At 75.3% G+C, this 16,811-nt stretch carries 19 protein-coding genes and 1 tRNA gene; 14 read left to right on the forward strand and 6 right to left on the reverse strand.

What is annotated here, in order from left to right; genetic code table 11:
- Positions 1-13: 13 nt before the first annotated feature.
- From ABZW14_RS02795 to ABZW14_RS02815, 5 genes are all read left to right on the forward strand, one after another.
- On the forward strand, positions 14-709 hold the full coding sequence (locus tag ABZW14_RS02795; protein WP_355338668.1) for a SigE family RNA polymerase sigma factor: 696 nt from the start codon (positions 14-16) through the stop codon (positions 707-709).
- A gap of 56 nt (positions 710-765) precedes the next feature.
- A complete protein-coding gene (locus ABZW14_RS02800; RefSeq protein ID WP_355338671.1) occupies positions 766-1,971 on the forward strand; it encodes a hypothetical protein in 1,206 nt (401 codons plus the stop codon).
- 21 nt (positions 1,972-1,992) lie between these two features.
- Positions 1,993-2,859 carry a PHP domain-containing protein gene (locus ABZW14_RS02805; protein ID WP_355338674.1) on the forward strand — a complete coding sequence of 289 codons (867 nt, stop codon included), beginning with the start codon at positions 1,993-1,995 and terminating at the stop codon, positions 2,857-2,859.
- A 31-nt stretch (positions 2,860-2,890) separates the two neighbouring features.
- Positions 2,891-3,505 carry a MarC family protein gene (locus ABZW14_RS02810; protein ID WP_212838156.1) on the forward strand — a complete coding sequence of 205 codons (615 nt, stop codon included), beginning with the start codon at positions 2,891-2,893 and terminating at the stop codon, positions 3,503-3,505.
- Between the two features lie 132 nt (positions 3,506-3,637).
- Complete coding sequence (locus ABZW14_RS02815; RefSeq protein WP_355339393.1) at positions 3,638-4,483, forward strand: PD-(D/E)XK nuclease family protein; 846 nt, start codon at positions 3,638-3,640, stop codon at positions 4,481-4,483.
- Positions 4,484-4,496: 13 nt separating this feature from the next.
- Here ABZW14_RS02815 and ABZW14_RS02820 read toward each other — a convergent pair whose 3' ends face one another.
- A complete protein-coding gene (locus ABZW14_RS02820; RefSeq protein ID WP_355338677.1) occupies positions 4,497-5,348 on the reverse strand; it encodes an oxygenase MpaB family protein in 852 nt (283 codons plus the stop codon).
- A 44-nt stretch (positions 5,349-5,392) separates the two neighbouring features.
- Complete coding sequence (locus tag ABZW14_RS02825) at positions 5,393-5,821, reverse strand: Fur family transcriptional regulator (protein ID WP_091260714.1); 429 nt, start codon at positions 5,819-5,821, stop codon at positions 5,393-5,395.
- A gap of 174 nt (positions 5,822-5,995) precedes the next feature.
- Between ABZW14_RS02825 and ABZW14_RS02830 the strand changes: the two genes are divergently transcribed.
- On the forward strand, positions 5,996-6,478 hold the full coding sequence (locus ABZW14_RS02830; protein ID WP_355338681.1) for a DUF2231 domain-containing protein: 483 nt from the start codon (positions 5,996-5,998) through the stop codon (positions 6,476-6,478).
- Positions 6,479-6,576: 98 nt separating this feature from the next.
- Here ABZW14_RS02830 and ABZW14_RS02835 read toward each other — a convergent pair whose 3' ends face one another.
- Positions 6,577-7,389: a hypothetical protein gene (locus ABZW14_RS02835; protein WP_355338684.1), complete on the reverse strand. Its 813-nt coding sequence runs from the start codon at positions 7,387-7,389 to the stop codon at positions 6,577-6,579.
- A 119-nt stretch (positions 7,390-7,508) separates the two neighbouring features.
- Between ABZW14_RS02835 and ABZW14_RS02840 the strand changes: the two genes are divergently transcribed.
- Entirely contained in the window at positions 7,509-7,685 is a 177-nt protein-coding gene (locus tag ABZW14_RS02840) for a hypothetical protein (protein ID WP_355338687.1), read from the forward strand.
- Positions 7,686-7,695: 10 nt separating this feature from the next.
- Here ABZW14_RS02840 and ABZW14_RS02845 read toward each other — a convergent pair whose 3' ends face one another.
- From ABZW14_RS02845 to ABZW14_RS02855, 3 genes are all read right to left on the reverse strand, one after another.
- The gene (locus tag ABZW14_RS02845) at positions 7,696-8,253 is read right to left on the reverse strand and encodes a flagellar biosynthesis protein FlgA (protein ID WP_355338690.1); all 558 of its coding nucleotides are present in this window, start codon (positions 8,251-8,253) and stop codon (positions 7,696-7,698) included.
- Positions 8,254-8,556: 303 nt separating this feature from the next.
- Positions 8,557-8,916 (reverse strand): FmdB family zinc ribbon protein, encoded by a 360-nt coding sequence (locus ABZW14_RS02850; RefSeq protein ID WP_355338693.1) that lies wholly within the window; start codon positions 8,914-8,916, stop codon positions 8,557-8,559.
- Between the two features lie 62 nt (positions 8,917-8,978).
- Positions 8,979-9,626 (reverse strand): 5-formyltetrahydrofolate cyclo-ligase, encoded by a 648-nt coding sequence (locus tag ABZW14_RS02855; protein ID WP_355338696.1) that lies wholly within the window; start codon positions 9,624-9,626, stop codon positions 8,979-8,981.
- Between the two features lie 83 nt (positions 9,627-9,709).
- Between ABZW14_RS02855 and ABZW14_RS02860 the strand changes: the two genes are divergently transcribed.
- From ABZW14_RS02860 to ABZW14_RS02890, 7 genes are all read left to right on the forward strand, one after another.
- Positions 9,710-11,902: a diguanylate cyclase gene (locus ABZW14_RS02860; RefSeq protein WP_355338698.1), complete on the forward strand. Its 2,193-nt coding sequence runs from the start codon at positions 9,710-9,712 to the stop codon at positions 11,900-11,902.
- Between the two features lie 9 nt (positions 11,903-11,911).
- Positions 11,912-12,907: a UTP--glucose-1-phosphate uridylyltransferase gene (locus tag ABZW14_RS02865; RefSeq protein ID WP_355338701.1), complete on the forward strand. Its 996-nt coding sequence runs from the start codon at positions 11,912-11,914 to the stop codon at positions 12,905-12,907.
- Entirely contained in the window at positions 12,904-14,217 is a 1,314-nt protein-coding gene (gene glp, locus ABZW14_RS02870; RefSeq protein ID WP_355338704.1) for a gephyrin-like molybdotransferase Glp, read from the forward strand. The genes ABZW14_RS02865 and glp overlap by 4 nt, the downstream gene beginning before the upstream one ends.
- A gap of 32 nt (positions 14,218-14,249) precedes the next feature.
- A complete protein-coding gene (locus tag ABZW14_RS02875) occupies positions 14,250-14,858 on the forward strand; it encodes a GNAT family protein (RefSeq protein WP_355338707.1) in 609 nt (202 codons plus the stop codon).
- Positions 14,859-15,036: 178 nt separating this feature from the next.
- Complete coding sequence (locus ABZW14_RS02880) at positions 15,037-15,819, forward strand: hypothetical protein (protein WP_355338710.1); 783 nt, start codon at positions 15,037-15,039, stop codon at positions 15,817-15,819.
- A 94-nt stretch (positions 15,820-15,913) separates the two neighbouring features.
- Positions 15,914-16,465, forward strand: coding sequence for a dihydrofolate reductase family protein (locus tag ABZW14_RS02885; RefSeq protein WP_355338713.1), 552 nt, complete (start codon positions 15,914-15,916; stop codon positions 16,463-16,465).
- 168 nt (positions 16,466-16,633) lie between these two features.
- Positions 16,634-16,707, forward strand: a tRNA-Ala gene (locus ABZW14_RS02890).
- The last annotated feature ends 104 nt before the right edge of the window (positions 16,708-16,811 follow it).

Raw genomic sequence — 16,811 nt, forward strand, 5'->3', positions numbered from 1 at the left:
GGCAGGACGGGGCGTGGAGGTGGACGTGGCGAGCAGGGATCCGCTGGAGGAGGAGTTCCGCGAATTCGTCGCGGCCCGCTCCGGCGCCCTGCTGCGCACCGCCTACCTGCTGGCCGGTGACTGGGCCACCGCCGAGGACCTGCTCCAGACCGCGCTGACCAAGACCTACCTGGCCTGGAAGCGGCTCGGCGGGATCGATGCCATCGAGCCGTACGCCCGCCGGGTCATGGTCAACACCTCGACCAGCTGGTGGCGCCGGCGCTGGCACGGTGAACGCCCGACCGAGGTGCTGCCCGAGCGGGCCGGGGTCGACGAGATCGAGCAACAGCTCGACCGGGACGCGCTGTGGCGGCACCTCCAGGCGCTCCCGGCCCGGCAGCGGGCCGTGCTCGTGCTCCGCTTCTACGAGGACATGTCCGAGGCGCAGACCGCCGCCCTGCTGGAGATCTCCCCGGGCACGGTGAAGAGCCAGACCTCCCGGGCGCTGAACACGCTGCGCCGCCGGCTCGGTTCCGAGGCCGCCCTCGGCCTGCCGGACGCGCCGGAGGAGCAGGCCGCGCCGCCCGCACCGCGTACGCCGCCGCGGGTGGTCCGGCAGCCCGCCCCGGCACCGCCGCCCGCCCCCGCCCCGCCGGTGGCCCGCCCGGCCGCGCTCCCCGGCGCGGCTCCCGCACGACCCGCCGCGTCCGTCCCGGTGCAGTCCCGATGAGCCGCGCGCCGCAGGACTGCGACAACCGGACGGGCGGCCCGAAGCGTCCACTACCCGTGACCGAGGACGAGCTGGAACGGGCGCTGCGGCAGACGCTGGCAGGCCGCGTCGCCACGTCCCGGCCGCTCAGCGCCGACCCGGCCGGTGCCGCACTCCGCCGGGCCCGGCGCACCGCGCGGCGCCGCACGCTGACCGGGCTCGCCCTGGCCGGCGTGGCGACCGTGCTCGTCACCACCGGCATGGCCCAGCTCGGCGGGCCGACCGGGCACGGCGGCACGCCGACCGTGGTGCTCGGTGACCCCGACGGGTTCTCGCCCTCGCCGCTGCCCACCGCCACCAGCCCGGCGCCCGGCAGGGGCCCGGTCCGCGCCGAGCTGGACCTGATCATCGGTTCGTCGCTGGACACCAGCGGGGGCGAGCGCCGGGAACTGACCGGGGTGAGCGGCGTCGAGCGGGCGCAGCGGGTCCCCGACTACGGCGGCTGGCTCGTCACCTCGGCGGCCACCCCGGCCGGCCGTACCCTCTGGTGGGTGCCACCCAACGGCAGCGAGCCGCAGGTGATGCTCACCGGGGCGGACGCCGTCGTGGTGTCCGCCGACGGGCGGCAGGTCGCCTGGCGTGACGGCGCCGAACTGGCCGCCGCCGGCGTGGTCGGGGGCCAGCTCGTGGCCGGCAGCCGGACGGCGGCGCCCGAGGGGGCGGTCCCGATCGGCTTCGCCGGCGACGCCGTGCTGATCCGGCAGCCCGACCACGGCGGGGTCAGCGTCTGGCGGCGGTCGGCGGGTGGCACGCCGGGCCGGGCCAACCGGGACGTGCTCACCGTCTACGGCACGCTGCCCGACGGCCGGGTGGTCGGCCTGGTCTCCGCCGGGTCGCCCCGGCAGCCCTGCGTGGCCCTGCTCGACCCGGCCCGCGACCTCACCCCGGTCCGCACTGGTTGCGGCCCGGCGGTGGCCACCGACGGCCTCGGCGGGATCTCCGCCGACGGGCGGTGGCTGCTGCTCAACGCCGCGCGCAGGAACGCCCTGCTGGTCGACCTGGCCGGCCTCGGCGGTGCCGCCGCGACCCACCCGGCCGGCCCGGCGGTCGCCGGTTCGGTGGCCTGGACCCGCAGTGGGGCGGCGCTGCACGTCGACGCCACCGGCGGCCTGGTCCGGGTCCGGCCCGACCGGGTGCTGGCCGGCGAGCGTCCCACCGCCTACGCGCTCGACGGGGTGGCCCCGGACGAGCGCCTCGTGGTGGTGGCCGACACCCGCTCCTGACCGGGGCGTAGCGTCGGCGGGGTGAGCGCGGCCGCCCGGATCGACCTGCACACCCACTCCACCGCCAGCGACGGCACCCTCAGCCCCGCCGAGCTGGTCCGGGCCGCCGCCGCGGCCGGTCTCGACGTCGTGGCGCTCACCGACCACGACACGACGGCCGGCTGGGAGCCCGCCGTTGCGGCCCTGCCACCCGGGCTCACGCTGATCCGGGGCGCCGAGCTGTCCTGCCGCTGGTTCGGCGTCGAGCCGGCGATCCCACTGCACCTGCTCGCGTACCTCTTCGACCCGGCCGAGCCGGAGCTGGTCGCCGAGCTGGCCCGGGTCCGGCGCGCCCGGGAGGAACGCGGTGAGCGGATCGTGCGGCTGCTCCAGGCCGACGGGATCCGGGTGAGCTGGTCGGAGATCCTGGCCGGCGCCGCCGGCGGGACCGTCGGCCGGCCGCATATCGCGCAGGCGCTGATCCGGGCCGGGCTGGTCGCCACCACCACCGAGGCGTTCGGGCCGCGGTGGCTGGGCGAGCGGTACCGGCTGCCCAAGGAGGACATCGATGTGTTCCGGGCCGTGGCGCTGGTCCGGGCGGCCGGCGGGGTGCCGGTATTCGCCCACCCCCGGGCCAGCCGGCGGGGCCGGATCGTGCCCGACGAGCTGATCGTGGAGCTCGCGGCGGCCGGGCTGGCCGGCCTGGAGGCCGACCACGAGGACCACAGCCCGGCCGAGCGGGAGCACGTTCGCGCGCTCGCCGCCGAGCTGGGGCTGGTGGTCACCGGGTCGTCGGACTTCCACGGCACGCACAAGACCGTCCGGCTCGGCGCGTTCACCACCGGGATCCGGGCGTACGAGCGGATCATCGAGCTGGCCCGGGGGGTGACCCCGGTCGCTTCGAGCTGAAGCGTTCCGGCCACGCGGCTACCGTGTCCGAGTGGATCTCAAGCTCTTCGGCGAGGTCTTCGTGACCCTGCTGGTGATCGTCGACCCGCCCGGCATGATGCCGATCTTCCTGGCGCTGACCGGCCCGCTGGCCGCCCGCGACCGGAACCGGGCCGCCTGGCAGGCCGTCGCGCTGGCGCTCGGGGTGATCGTGGTGTTCGCCGTGGCCGGTCAGACGATCCTGGCCTATCTGCACGTCGACCTGCCCGCGTTGCAGGCCGCCGGCGGCCTGCTGCTGATCCTCGTCGCGCTGGAGCTGCTGACCGGCAAGTCCGATGACCCGAACCAGCAGGCCACCTCCAACATCGCGCTGGTGCCGCTCGGCACCCCGCTGCTGGCCGGCCCGGGCGCCATCGTCGCCACCATGCTCTTCGTGCAGCAGGCCGGTGGCTTCACCGACTATCTGGCCATCGCCGCCGCGATCGTCGCGGTCATGGTCGCCGTCTGGGTGGTCCTGCGCTTCTCCGGCGGCATCGTCAAGATCCTCCGGCCGGGCGGCATCGAGGTGCTGACCCGGATCGCCGGCCTGCTGCTGGCCGCCATCGCCGTGCAGCTCATCGCCGACGCGATCGCCGCGTTCGTCACGCAGTACCTCACCATGGGCTGAGCCGTCTCGGCGCTGTCGTACCGGGGTGGCAGGATCTCAGGCGTGCGACGACCCTCCCCGACCGGGCGACCCACCGGCGGCCGCCCACCCCGGCCCCGCGCCGAGCAGGCCGAGCAGCTCGGCTTCGAGGGCATGCCGGAACGGCTCTTCGTCTGCACCCCCAGCAAGCTCGGCGCCTACGCCGACTGCCCCCGGCGCTACCGCTACTCGTACGTGGACCGCCCCGCGCCGCCCAAGGGCCCGCCGTGGGCGCACAACTCGCTCGGCGCCAGCGTCCACACGGCCCTGAAGAACTGGTACGCGCTGGCCCCCGACCGCCGCCGCACCGAGGTGCTGGGCACCCTGCTCAAGGGCACCTGGGTCCGCGAGGGCTACCGCGACGACGAGCAGGAGCGGGACGCGTTCCGGCGCGCGCTGTCCTGGCTGGAGTCCTACGTGGCGGGGCTCGACCCGGCCGACGAGCCGGTCGGGGTGGAGCGGGTGGTCGCGGTGAAGACGGCCGTGCTCGCCTTCAACGGCCGCACCGACCGGATCGACTCCCGCCCCGGCCCCGACGGCCGGCCCGAGCTGGTGATCGTCGACTACAAGACCGGCCGCACCGGGCTCGACGGCGACGACGCGCGCGGCTCCCAGGCCCTCGCGCTCTACGCCTACGCGGCCGAGCGGGTGTTCCGCCGCCCGTGCCGGCGGGTCGAGCTGCACCACCTGCCCACCGGCACGGTCGCCGCGCACGAGCACACCCCGGAGTCGTTGCAGCGGCAGCTCACCCGCGCCGAGGACACCGCGCGGGACATCATGGCCGCCGAGCGGGCCGTGGCCGACGGCGCCGATCCCGACGAGGCGTTCCCCACCGACCCGGGGCCCCGCTGCGGCTGGTGCGACTACCGGCGCACCTGCCCGGCCGGCGCCCGGTCACCCGGCAAGGATCCGTGGGCGGCCGTGGAGCGCCCCGCCGAGCCGGCCGCCGGCCAGGACTGACCGGCCTCGGGTCTCAGGCCGCCCCGACGCGGGCGGCGCGCTCCTTGGCGGCCTGCAGCAACGGGCCCTCCCGGTAGCGTCGCGGCACCGCCGCCAGGGCGAGCCGCAGCGCGCGCACGCTCAGGTCGGCCGAGAGCGCGGTGGTGGGCAGGCCGAGGCCGCCGTACAGCCGCTGGGCCCAGGCCGGCAGCAGCGCCAGCGCGGTGCCGGCGATCCCCAGGTACGCCCAGCGCGGCGGGCCGAGATGCAGGCCGAGCCGCACCGGCAGGCTGAGCTTCCACGGGATCGGCGGAGCGGTCAGGAACAGCGCGGTCTCCGCCGCCTCCCTGGTCATCCGCAGCTCGGGCCGGATCCCCCGGTAGTAGTCGGCCACCTCGGCGGCGGTGCCCGGCACGTCGGCCGGGTTCAAGCCGACCAGGGCCGCCGCCCGGCGCTGCTCGGTGTAGTAGCCGTCCACCTCGTCGTCGGTCAGCGCGAGCCCGGCCCGCCGCGCGGTGCTCACGAACGACTCGACCTCGGTGACGTGCACCCAGCGCAGCAGGTCGGGGTCGTCGATGCGGAACGGCTCGCCGGTGAACGGATCGGTGGCCCGCATCCGGGCGTGCAGCGTACGCAGCCGCCGGCCGGCCGCCTCCGCCTCGGCAGTGGTGCCGTAGATCGTCGTGGCCACGTAGGTGGCCGTGCGGACCAGCCGGCCCCAGGCGTCCCTGCGGTAGTTGCTGTTCTGGGCGACGCCCGCCATGGCGCGCGGGTGCAGCGCCTGGAGGTAGAGCGAACGCAGGCCCGCGACGATCAGGATCGGCTCCTCGTGCACCTTCCACGTGACCGATCCCGGACCGAACAGGCCGAGGTCATCGGAGTCCACCGACCAAGAGTGCCACGCGCCCGGCGTCTCCCCGCCCGGGGCGCTCAGTCGTCGGCGGAGCGGCGGGCCTGGCAGGCCGGGCAGAGGCCCCAGAAGGTCACTTCCGCCTCGTCGACCTCGAAGCCGTGTGCGACGTTCGGGTCGAGGCAGGGGGCGTCGCCGGTGGCGCAGTCGACGTCGGCGATCTCGCCGCAGCCCCGGCACACCACATGGTGGTGGTTGTCGCCGACGCGGGCCTCGTAGCGGGCGGGGCTGCCGGCCGGCTCGATCCGGCGGGACAGCCCGGCCCGGGAGAGCGCGCCGAGCACGTCGTAGACGGCCTGGGTGGAGACCGAGTCGAGACGCTCGCGGACCCGCCGGGTGATCTCGTCGACCTCCAGGTGCCCCCCGGCGGCGAGCACGTCCAGCACGGCGAGGCGCGGTCGGGTGACCCGCAGGCCCTTCGACCGGAGCAGCTCCTCACCAGTTGACATGCGCCCATGACAGCACGGTGCGTGCGGACCGACAAGCGAGCGTGATCCCGGGTGGCCCGGGCCACAGGTGAACCGTGCCGGTGACACGTGCGTGTGTCGATGTACGGAAGCGTGCCGGCGGATCATCGCGTCGTACGCTGGCCGCGCGATCGCGTCCACTCGCCGGAGGTGTCGGTGTTCAGGGAAGTCAACGGCCTACCGGGCCACGTCCTGGTCGTACACGCCGCGGTGGTGCTGGTGCCGCTGCTGGCGTTGCTCTCCGTCGCGTACGGGGTGCTGCCCCGCTGGCGGCCCCGGATGGGCTGGGCGGTGGCGGTCCTCGCCGTGCTCACCCCGATCGTCACCTGGGTGGCGACGGAGTCCGGCGAGGAGCTGGAAGAGGTGCTGCGCAGCCGGGGCTACCCGCCCGAGGGCCTGCAGAAGATCCACGAGCACTCCGAGTACGGCGAGAACCTGCTCTGGTTCACCGTCGGGCTGGCCGTGGCGGCGCTCCTGCTGCTGCTGGTGACCAGCGGCCTCGCCCGGACCCGCAACCTGCCCCGCTGGCTGCCCCTGGTGCTCACCGCGGTGGTGGTCGTGCTCGCCGTCTTCGCGCTGGTCTACGTCTACCTGACCGGCGACAGCGGCGCCAAGATGGTGTGGAGCGGCATCGTCTGACCCGGATCGGCAGCCGGGCCTGGGTCGACTCACCGGAGGCGGCCCGGCTGGCTCCCCGGGGGCGGCCCGGCCGACTCACCGGAGGCGGCCCGGCCGGCTCAGAAGAGCAGGCGCGAGCAGAGCAGGCAGGTGAGCAGCACCAGCACGACGCCGACCACGGCGCCGATGCCGTAGGTGAGCCGCTGGGCCTGCCCCTCGGCCTGATCCATGGCGGCCATGTCCTGCGGCGGGAGCCGGCGGGGCGGCGCCGGCTGCACATGCACCGGCGGCCGCCAGCCGGGCGGCGGCGGAACGGTCGGCGGCGGGCCGGCATACCCGACCGGTGCGCCACCCGGCCCCCAGCCGCCGGCCGGAGCGGGCTGCTGCGGCCACCCACCGGGGCCGGTGGCCTGGCCGGGCCAAGCGCCGCTCGGCGGAGCGTGCCCGGCCCAGCCACCGATCGGCCCGGCCTGTCCAGGCCAGCTGCCGGTCGGTCCGGCCTGCCCGGGCCAGCTGCCGGTCGGTCCGGCCTGCCCGGGCCAGCTGCCGGTCGGTTCGGCCTGCCCGGGCCAGCCGCCGGCCGGGGCCGGATCGTGGCCGGGCCTCGCCCACGGGCTGTCGGTGTGGCCGGCGCGCGACCAGGGGCTGGCCTTCGCGGGTGATGCGTCGGCGGTCGGGCTCTCGGGCTGGTCGCTTTCGGCGGCCAGGCCGCGCGGCAGATCCCCATCGGCTTCCGCGCCAACCGCCCGGTCGGCGCCGGGCTGATCCGTGCCGTCGGGCCGGTCGGTGCCGGACCGATCGGTGCGGGGCGGCCGGCCGGTGTCAGGCCGATCGGTGCCGGACCGGCCTCCGGGCGCCGGGATCGCGCCGGCCGGCTCGTCGGGGCGTCGCCAGGTCTCGTCCTCGGGGCTGCCACCGCTCGGCGTCGTCACGCCGACCGACGCTACCAACGCCGCGGCCGGTCGGCCGCCCGACGCGACGGGGCCATGCACCCGGCCTCCGACGCCCGACCGGTCGAACCGGCTCCCCTCGGGCGGTATCCTTGCCGCTCGTGAGCGATCCCGGCATCCTTGTCCCGCGCGGCGACGACGACCGCGTGGTCGACCTCAGCGAAGACTTCGTGGTGCTGCCCGAGCAGACCACCGACGACACCGACCGTGGCTGGGGCGAGCGCTCGTCCGGCAACGACGACTGGCTGCTCGCCGAACGCCCCCCGCACTGGGACTGACCCCGCCGGCTCATTCGCGGACGACCACGGCGAAGCGGCTGCCCTCGGGCAGGCCGACCGCGCGCTGGGCCTGCTCGGGGCGGAGCGCCAGGTAGAGCGCCGAGGAGCCGTCGACGGCCCCGGCCGCACCCACCACGTCGAGGACCAGCGCCCGCGGCGCGAGCAGGGTGGCCGCCGCCGCCCCGCCGGCCGGCACGACCAGCAGGTCCACCCGGGCACCCGGCCGGAGCACCGCCAGCGCGGCCGGCTCGGCGAGGCGGATCGGCACCCCGACCGCCCCGGCCGGCAGCGGCAGGGCGGCGGCCCGACGATCACCACCGGCTTGAGCGCCGCCAGCCGGGGCGCTACCGGGCGACGTGCCGCCAGAAGGAGCACCGCCAGCCGGGGCGCCACCGGTCGGGGTGGGAGCCACGGCCGGGACCGCGCCAGGCGGACAGCCGGCCGGGGTTTGCAGGACGGCCGCGGCCAGCCCGAGCAGCACCGCGACCAGCGCCACCCGGAGCAGCGTTCGCCCCCGGGGCAGCCCGCGCCACCGCACCGGCCGCAGCGATGCCTCCCCACCCGCCACAGCGCCCTCCCACCCACGGCTCCGACCCGTACGCGGGCAGGCTAGGTGCCAAGCGACGTCCCCCGCCGCCCCCACCGGCCCGCCTGTGGAAAACCCGCCAGCCTGTGGACAACCGGGCCCTGGCATCGTTGATCAAGAGGTTTGCGTCACCAGGGCGCGAGATTTTGACGCAAACTTCTTGATCAACGCCGGTGGGTGGGTGGGCGGGGTGGGTGGGTGCCGCGTGTCGGGAGGGGACCCGCCGGGAAACGCGAAAAGTGGTCATCCGCGTGGGATGACCACTTTTCGGGGAGCCTGACGGGGTCAGGAGGAGCTGCTGGCCGCCGGTGCCTTGCTGGCCGACGAGCCAGAGGACGAGCTGGACGAGCCGGACGCGCTGGACGAGCCGTTGCTCGAACCGCTGGACGAGCTGTCGGACGAGCCGCTGGTCGACGACTCCGACTTCGCCGGCTTGCTCGTGGTGCTCGTGGCGCTGTCGGAACCGGACGAACGGGAGTCCGTGCGGTAGAAGCCGGAGCCCTTGAACACGATGCCGACCGAGTTGAAGACCTTGCGCAGCCGCCCCTCACACGCCGGGCACTCGGTCAGCGGCGCGTCAGAGAAGGACTGCACCGCCTCGAGCTGGTGGCCGCACGCGGTGCAGGCGTACTGGTACGTGGGCACGTTCTCCTCCGGATCCTGGCACAGCCGGTTGGCACTCGACGGATTCGAGTGCCAATGGTGCGTCATGGAACCCGGGTTCGTCCAGCGGAAGCGCCTTGGGCCACATCCGGCACCGCCACCAGCCCGTCGCCGGGCGTGATCACGAACCGCACCGGCTGGTCGTGGGGCTGCGCCGGAACGGCGTCGACCAGCTCCCCGTCGTGCAGCAGGGCGACCGTGGGGACCGTGGCGGGCACCCGGGCCAGCGCCCGGTCGTACGAGCCGCCGCCCCGGCCCAGCCGGAAGCCCCGGCGGTCCACCGCCACGGCCGGCACCACCACGAGGTCGGCACCGGCCACGGCCGAGCTCCCCAGCGGCGGGCCGGTCGGCTCGCGCAGGCCCCGGCCGGCGGCCCGCAGCGACGCCGGGTCGGTGTAGGCGGCCCAGTCCAGGTCGAGGTCGTCGAGGAGCACCGGCAGCAGCAGTTCGGCCTCCGGTGGCAGCGCCGCCCGCAGCACCGCGGGCAGGTCGTTCCCGCCCGGCTCGGAGCCGACCGGCACGTACGCGGTCATCCGGGCCGGCCGCAGCCGGCGTACCAGATCGACGAGCCCGGCCTGGACGGCCGCCGCGGCCTCCGCCCGGTGCGGCGCCGACAGCGACCGGCGGTGGGCGAGCAGCGCGACCCGCAGGTCCCGCTTGGCCACATCCGCTTCATCAGAAAATTCCGGCACGCAACACTCCTGACGCAACGCTTGCCTCCCGGTCGCTCTGTGTCAGCATCGCAGGAAGGGGCGCGGTACTTCCGGGGGGAAGCTTGACGCTACGCGGGCGGTTGACGGCGGCGTTCCTCACGGTGGTGCTCGGCCCCGTCCTGCTCGGCGCGTTCTTCGTCGGGTCCACCCTGAGCGCCGTCGACCGTGGCCGCGCCACCGAGCGCCTGGGCGTCGCGGCGGCCGGGGTGCGCACCTCCGTCGACGCGCTCTGCCAGCAGCTCCGTGCGGCGGCCGACGCGGTCGCACTCGTCGCCGATCCGGCCGCCCGGCCCCGCGCGGCCGACCAGGTGGTCGCCCGGGGCCTGGCCGCCGCCGTGCTGATCGCGGGCCCGGCCGGCAACACCAGCTACGCCACTCCCGGTGGCCCCGCCGGGCCCTGGCAGGACTGCGCCGCCGACGCGACCGCCGGCCCGGTCCGCGCGCTCGCCGCCCGGGTCCGGCTCCGCGATCCGGCCGGCGCCGACCTGGGCACGGTCGCCGCCGCGCAGCCCGTCGACCCGGCCTTCGTGGCGCGGCTCGCCGCCGTGACCGGGGCCGGGGTCACCCTCCTCGACGACCCGGGCCGGATCACCCAGACGACCGAGGACCGGGAGGTACGCGCAGCGGTGCTGGCCGCCGCCCGCCAGGCGGACGGGGACCGGGTGACCGGCACCGCCGACGGCCGGTACGTGCGCCGGGTCGGCCCCGCCCCCGGCCAACCGCTGGCGCTGGTGCTCTCGGTGCCGGGGGAGCGCCCACCCGGGCTCTACGCGGCTCTGGTCGGTGCCGTGGTGCTGGCCGCCCTGCTGGCCGTGGTGGCCGCCTGGCGGCTGGCCCGGGTCACCACCCGGCCCCTAGTCGAGCTGGCGGGAGCGGTGGACCGGGTGGCACAGGGCGACCTCACCACCCGGGTGCCGGTCCGCACCCGCGACGAGATCGGGCGGCTGGCCGGCGCGTTCAACCGGATGACCCGGGAGACCGGCAGCTATGTCGCCGCCCTGACCAGCAGCCGGGATCAGCTCCGCGGCCACCTGACCGTGCTCGGCGACACCCTGGCCAGCACCCATGACCTGCAACGCATCCTGCGGGTGATCCTGCACAGCGCGATCGCCGCCACCGGCGCCCGGGCCGGCGCCGTGCTGCTGGTCGACGGCGACGGCGCGCTGGTCGGCCAGTGCGTCGAAGGGCTGGACGGGCGCTGGCCGACCGGGGACCCGGCCGACCCGGCCACGCTGCGGGTGCCGGTCGGCGCCGGGGTGCTCGGCACGGTGGCCGCCACCGGGGAGCCGCTACGCGGCCGGTGGGAGCCGCCGGACGCGCCGACCGGGGAGCCGTCCTGCGAGACGTACGTGGCGGTGCCGTTCGCCGCTCCCCGCGGCGCGGAACCGCGCGGCGGCCCGGACCGGCCCGGCCATCCTCCGGCCGACGGCGATCCGGCCGACCCCGACCGCGCTCTCGGCGTGCTGGCCCTCTACGACCGGCCCGGCGCCGACGGGTTCGACGAGGACGACCTCGTCACCCTGCGGACCTTCGCCGGGCACGCGGCGGTGGCGGTGGAGAACGTCCGGGTGCACGAGGAGGCCCAGCGGCTCTCGCTGACCGACCCGCTCACCGGGCTGTGGAACTACCGCTACCTGCGCGAGTCGATCCGCCGCGAGGTCGAGCGGGCCAACCGCTTCGGCCGCATGCTCAGCGTGCTCGCCCTCGACCTGGACCGGTTCAAGCACGTCAACGACACCTGGGGCCACGCCGCCGGGGACGCGGTGCTGATCGAGTTCGCCCGCCGGGTACGCGGCGAGATCCGGGAGGTCGACCTCGCGTTCCGGCACGGCGGCGAGGAGTTCGTGGTGCTGCTGCCGGAGACCGACGCCCGGGGCGCCACGATCGTCGCCGAGCGGCTCGGCTCGGTGGTCCGGGACCAGCCGGTCGCGGTGGAGGGGCACGGGGGGGAGCCCATCCGGGTGCCGGTGACCGTCTCCATCGGCATCGCCGTGTACCCGGACCACGCGGCCGGTGGCCAGCAGGTGCTCGACGCCGCCGACGACGCGCTCTACGCGGCCAAGGCCGCCGGCCGCGACGGCTACCGGCTGGCGCTGCCCCCCGACCCGGTCCCCACCCAGGAGATGCCGGTGGTGGTCGCCGCGGTCAGCCCGCCCGACGGACAGCCCCGGCCCGGCGCCGGCGACGCCGCGACGGCGGCACAGGGCGGCGCGTCTTCCGGTCCTCACCCGCCGCGGCAGAGCCGTGGCCGATAGTCTCGCGACATGTCGGAGCACTCAGCGAACCCCTCAGCGACCGCCGCGACCGGTCGCTCCCGCGCCGTCAAGGCCGTCATCCCGGCGGCCGGCCTGGCCACCCGGTTCCTGCCGGCCACGAAGGCGGTCCCCAAGGAGCTGCTGCCGGTGGTCGACCGGCCGGTGCTCCAGTACATCGTCGAGGAGGCCGCCCAGGCCGGGCTCAACGACGTGCTGCTGATCACCGGGCGCGGCAAGACGGCCATGGTGGACCACTTCGACCGCCGGCCCGACCTGGAGGAGCGGCTGGAGAGCAAGCCCGAGCTGCTGGCCGCCGTCAAGCGCACCGAGGACCTGGCCGAGATCTACACCTGCCGCCAGCCCGAACAGCTCGGCCTCGGCCATGCCGTCGGCTACGCCGAGTCGCACGTCGGCGACGCGCCCTTCGCGGTGCTGCTCGGCGACGAGTTCGTCAAGATGGACGAGCCGCTGCTGCCGGCCATGCTGGACCTCCAGGCCCGCACCGGCGGCGTCGTGCTGGCGTTCTTCGAGGTCGACCCGTCCGAGACCTCGCGCTACGGCATCGCCTCGGTCGAACCGGCCGGGCCCGAGTTCGGCGACCTCGCCGAGGTCGTCCGGGTCACCGGCATGGTGGAGAAGCCGAAGCCGGAGGACGCGCCGAGCAACCTGGCCGTCCTCGGCCGCTACGTGCTCCCCGGGAAGATCTTCGACGCGATTCGGCGCACCGAGCCGGGCAGCGGCGGGGAGATCCAGCTGACCGACGCCATGGAGATCCTGCGCAACGAGGGGGTGCCCGTGCACGCCATCGTCTACCGGGGCACCCGCTACGACACCGGCCAGCCACTCGGCTACCTCCAGACCGTGGTGCAGATCGCCGTCGAGCGCGAGGACCTGGGCGCCGAGTTCCGCAAGTGGCTGACCGAGTTCGTCAACAACGGCGACGAGACGGTCACCGCGGCGATCCTGAACGGGATGCGCGACCAGTCCGGCGGTGCCGGTACATGACCGCGACGGCCGACGCCGAGGCGGCCGCGAACGAGTTGACGCCGCTCGCCGACTACCTGGGCAGCGTGCTGCGCAGGTTACGCGCGCTGCCTCCGCTCGACCTCGACCTCACCCAGGCGTACGGCAACGTTCTCGCCGAGGACGTGGTCGCGCCGCACTCGTACCCCGCCTTCGACCAGGCGGCGGTGGACGGGTACGCCGCGCGCTGGGAGGACATCTCCGGAGGAAGCCGGGGGCCGGGCTACGTCCCGGCCCCCTCCGGTATCCCCGGTGGGCGCAGCATCCGGCTGAACGTGGTCGGCGACCTGGGCGCGGCGAGCTGGCGGCCGGTCCGGCTCACCCCCGGCTCCTGCTTCTCGGTGGCGGCGGGGGCGCCCCTGCCCGTCGGCGCCGACGTGGTGGTCCCCGTCGAGTGGACCGACCAGGGCATGGCCGCCGTCGAGATCTTCCGCGCCCCCAAGCGGGGCTACGGCGTGCGCCGCGCCGGTGAGGAGCTGCCCGCCGGCACGCTGCTCGCCCGTGCCGGTGCGTACGTCTCGCCGGCCCTGGTCGCGGTGTTCGCCGCCACCGGCATCGGGCACGTGGTGGTCCGGCCCAGCCCGCGGGTGGTCATCGTGGCCACCGGCGACGAGCTGGTCGACGTGGGCCGGGGCAGCCAGCCCGGCCAGGTGGTGGACACCAACTCGCACGCGCTGACCGCCGCTGCGGCCGAGGCGGGCGCGCTGGCGTACCGCGTCGGGATCTGCGACGACGACCCGGAGGCGTTGCGCGGCCTGCTGGAGGACCAGACCCTGCGGGCCGACCTCATCATCACCACGGGCGGCACCGGCACCGGCCCGGGCGACATGGTGCGCCGGATCCTGTCCCGCCGCGAGGGCGGCCGGGCCGGGCCGGTCACGTTCACAGAGGTCGCCCTCTATCCCGGAACGGCCCTCGGATTCGGTACGGTCGGCGCCGAGGAGGTGCCGGTGGTGTGTCTTCCCGGTGAGCCAGGCGCGGCGCTGATCGGCTTCGAGGTGCTGGCCCGCCCGGCCATCCAGTTGCTGGCCGGCGCCGAGCCGGTGTTCCGGCCCAGCGTCCGGGCGCACCTGCTGGAGACGGTCTCGTCCCCGGTGGGGCTGCGCGAGTTCCGCCCCGCGCACGTAGCCGAGCGGCGCGGCGGCGGCTACACCGTGCAGCCACTCGCCGGTGGGCCGTTCACCCTCTCCGGCCTCGCCGAGGCGAACGGCCTGCTCGTCCTCGGCGAACGGGTCACCACCGCGGCGGCGGGCTCCACGGTGGATGTTCTCCTGCTGGACCGGCGCCGGTGAGTTGGTTCCGGCGGCCGCCAGGATGGCCGGCGGTGCTCGTGGACGGTCCGGTGGTGCTGCGGCCGTACCGGCGTTCCGACGCGATCAGCTGGTCGGAGATCCGGCGGGCCAACCGCGCCTGGCTGTCCCCCTGGGAGTCCCACCTCCCGGGCAGCTGGGACGAGATGAACTCACCGGCCGCGTTCCGCTACGTGCATGCCGACCAGCGGAAGTCCGCGCGGACCGGTGACGGCATGCCGTTCGCGGTCTGCCTGCGCGAGAACGGCACCGAGAGGCTTGTCGGCCACCTCAACGTCGGCAGCATCGTGCGGCGCGCCTTCTGCTCCGGCTACGTGGGCTACTGGGTGGACTCCCGGGTCGCCGGTCGCGGCGTCATCCCCACTGCGGTGGCTCTGGCCGTGGACCACGCGTTCGGCCCCGGCGGGCTGCACCGGATCGAGGTGAACATCCGGCCGGAGAACCAGCCGTCCCGCCGGGTGGTGGAGAAGCTCGGCTTCCGCGAGGAGGCCTACCACGTGCGTTACATGCACATCGACGGCGCCTGGCGTGACCACATCGGATACGCGATGACCAGTGAGGAAGTGTTCGCCGAGGGCGGCCTGCTGGCCCGGTGGCACCGCGTGCGTGACAACCGCGGGTGAAGGCTCCCACTCGCCACGCCCGGCGCGGCGCACGGTGAAGTCGGTCGGCGGCCCGTAACCTCAAGTAACTGCAAGCTGTGGCAAGCGCTGCCTGCCCGCACGATCTGCGCCATCAACGACGGGCGACGGAAGAAGTTGCGGTCGTGTGGCGCTCGCCCCGAACTTGGTGACGGGAGGGGTGAGGGTGCCGACCTCGGTGCTCCTCGCCGTCCTCGCCGCCGCCGGTCTGCTCGCCCTCGCGCCGGCGCTGGTCCGCCGGTACGACGCCACCGAGCGGCTGGTGGCGGAGCGGGCGCAGTCGACGGCCCGGGTGCTCCAGCGCCGCCGTCGACGTCGCACCGTGCCCGGACGGCGGCCGGTGCGCCCACCCCGCGCCCTCATTGTCACGCTGAGTGAAGATGTCAGCACGGGTGGTCTCGCCCGTCCGGTATCGGCGCCACCGTCCCGCCGCCGCTCGGGCCGGCTCCGCTCGGTGCCGCCCGCCCCCGCCAAGTCCCGCCGACGGCACCCCGCGAAGCGGCGGCACACGCCGGCCGTCTACCGGCGGCGCCGGGTGCTCGCCGCTCTGCTGCTGCTCAACCTCGTCGAACTGATCGGCGTGGTGCTGGTCAGCCCCGGATTCTGGATCAGCGTCTCGGTCACCGGCACGCTGCTCGTGGCGTACGTCGTACACCTGCGGCAGCGGGCCCTCGCCGGGCGCCGGCGGCGGCGCGCGGAGGCCCGGGAGGCCGCGTGGCTGGCCGCCCGCCAGGCCGAGGTGCGCCGCGAGCAGGCCCGGCGCGCCGCGGCCCGGCGGGAGGCGCAGCGCCGCCTGGCCGCCCAGCGCGAGGCGGTGCGGCGTACCGCCATGGGGCTGGACCGGCCCGCGGACCTGCCGCCCGCGGCGAGCGGTGGCTCGGTCTCCTACCGCCGGGCCGGCGGCCTGCGGGGGCGGCCGTACCAGAGCGGGCGGGGCGCTTAAAAAATCTTCCGCCGGCGTTGTCGAATCCGGTGGGTGTCGTTCGACGGGTTGGTGAAGGCCGGTGCGGAGCCGGCCGTAACCAGGGGAGCTTGTGATGGCCACGATCGTGTCGAACTTCTTCATCTCGCTGGACGGTGTCGTGGAGCGGCCCGACCAGTGGCACTTCCCCTACTTCGACGACGAGATGGGCGCCGTCGTGGGTCGCGGGGTGGCGGGGACCACGGCGTTCCTCATGGGGCGCACGCAGTACCAGGAGTGGTCGGAGTACTGGCCCGGCCAGACGGGGGACGACATCGAGTTCGCATCGTTCATCAACTCGGTGCCGAAGTACGTGCTGTCCAACACGCTCACCCAGACGACCTGGCAGAACTCGCAGCTGATCTCGGGCGACTCCGACCGGGTCGCGGCGCGGCTGCGGGAGATCAAGGAGAGCGCCGACGGGGAGATCTCCATGTCGGGCGGCGCCACCACGGTCCGGTGGCTGCTGGCCAACGGCCTGCTCGACGAGCTGCGGCTGCTGGTCCACCCGATCGCCGTGGGCCACGGGCAGCGGCTCTTCGAGGACACGCCGACCTGCCCGCTGCGGCTGGTGAGCAGCGAGACGCTGAAGAGCGGGGTGCTGAACCTGGCGTACGCGCCGGCCTGAGGGGCGGCTCGGGAGATCTTGGAGGGTTTGGGCCCCGGTGGGGGCCGTTTCCCTCCAAGATCTCCTGGTCCGGTGGGGCGGTTCGCGTCGGAGCTGCCCGACCTGTTAACCTTGGCGCCGGCCCGCCCGGTGCAAGCCGGGTGGGACCGACGCTGGTACGCCAGCGGAGGGGCTGTGGCGCAGACCGGTAGCGCACCTCGTTCGCATCGAGGGGGTCAGGGGTTCAAATCCCCTCAGCTCCACCCAGTTCAAGGGCCGTTTCCCATGGTGGGGGACGGCCTTTTTCGATCTTGTACAGCAGCGAGGTACAGCAGTGATCGACCGCAGGGTCGATGGGGCTGGCCGC

The sequence above is a fragment of the Micromonospora sp. NPDC004551 genome, assembly GCF_040609975.1.
In the GTDB taxonomy this organism is placed as follows: domain Bacteria; phylum Actinomycetota; class Actinomycetes; order Mycobacteriales; family Micromonosporaceae; genus Micromonospora.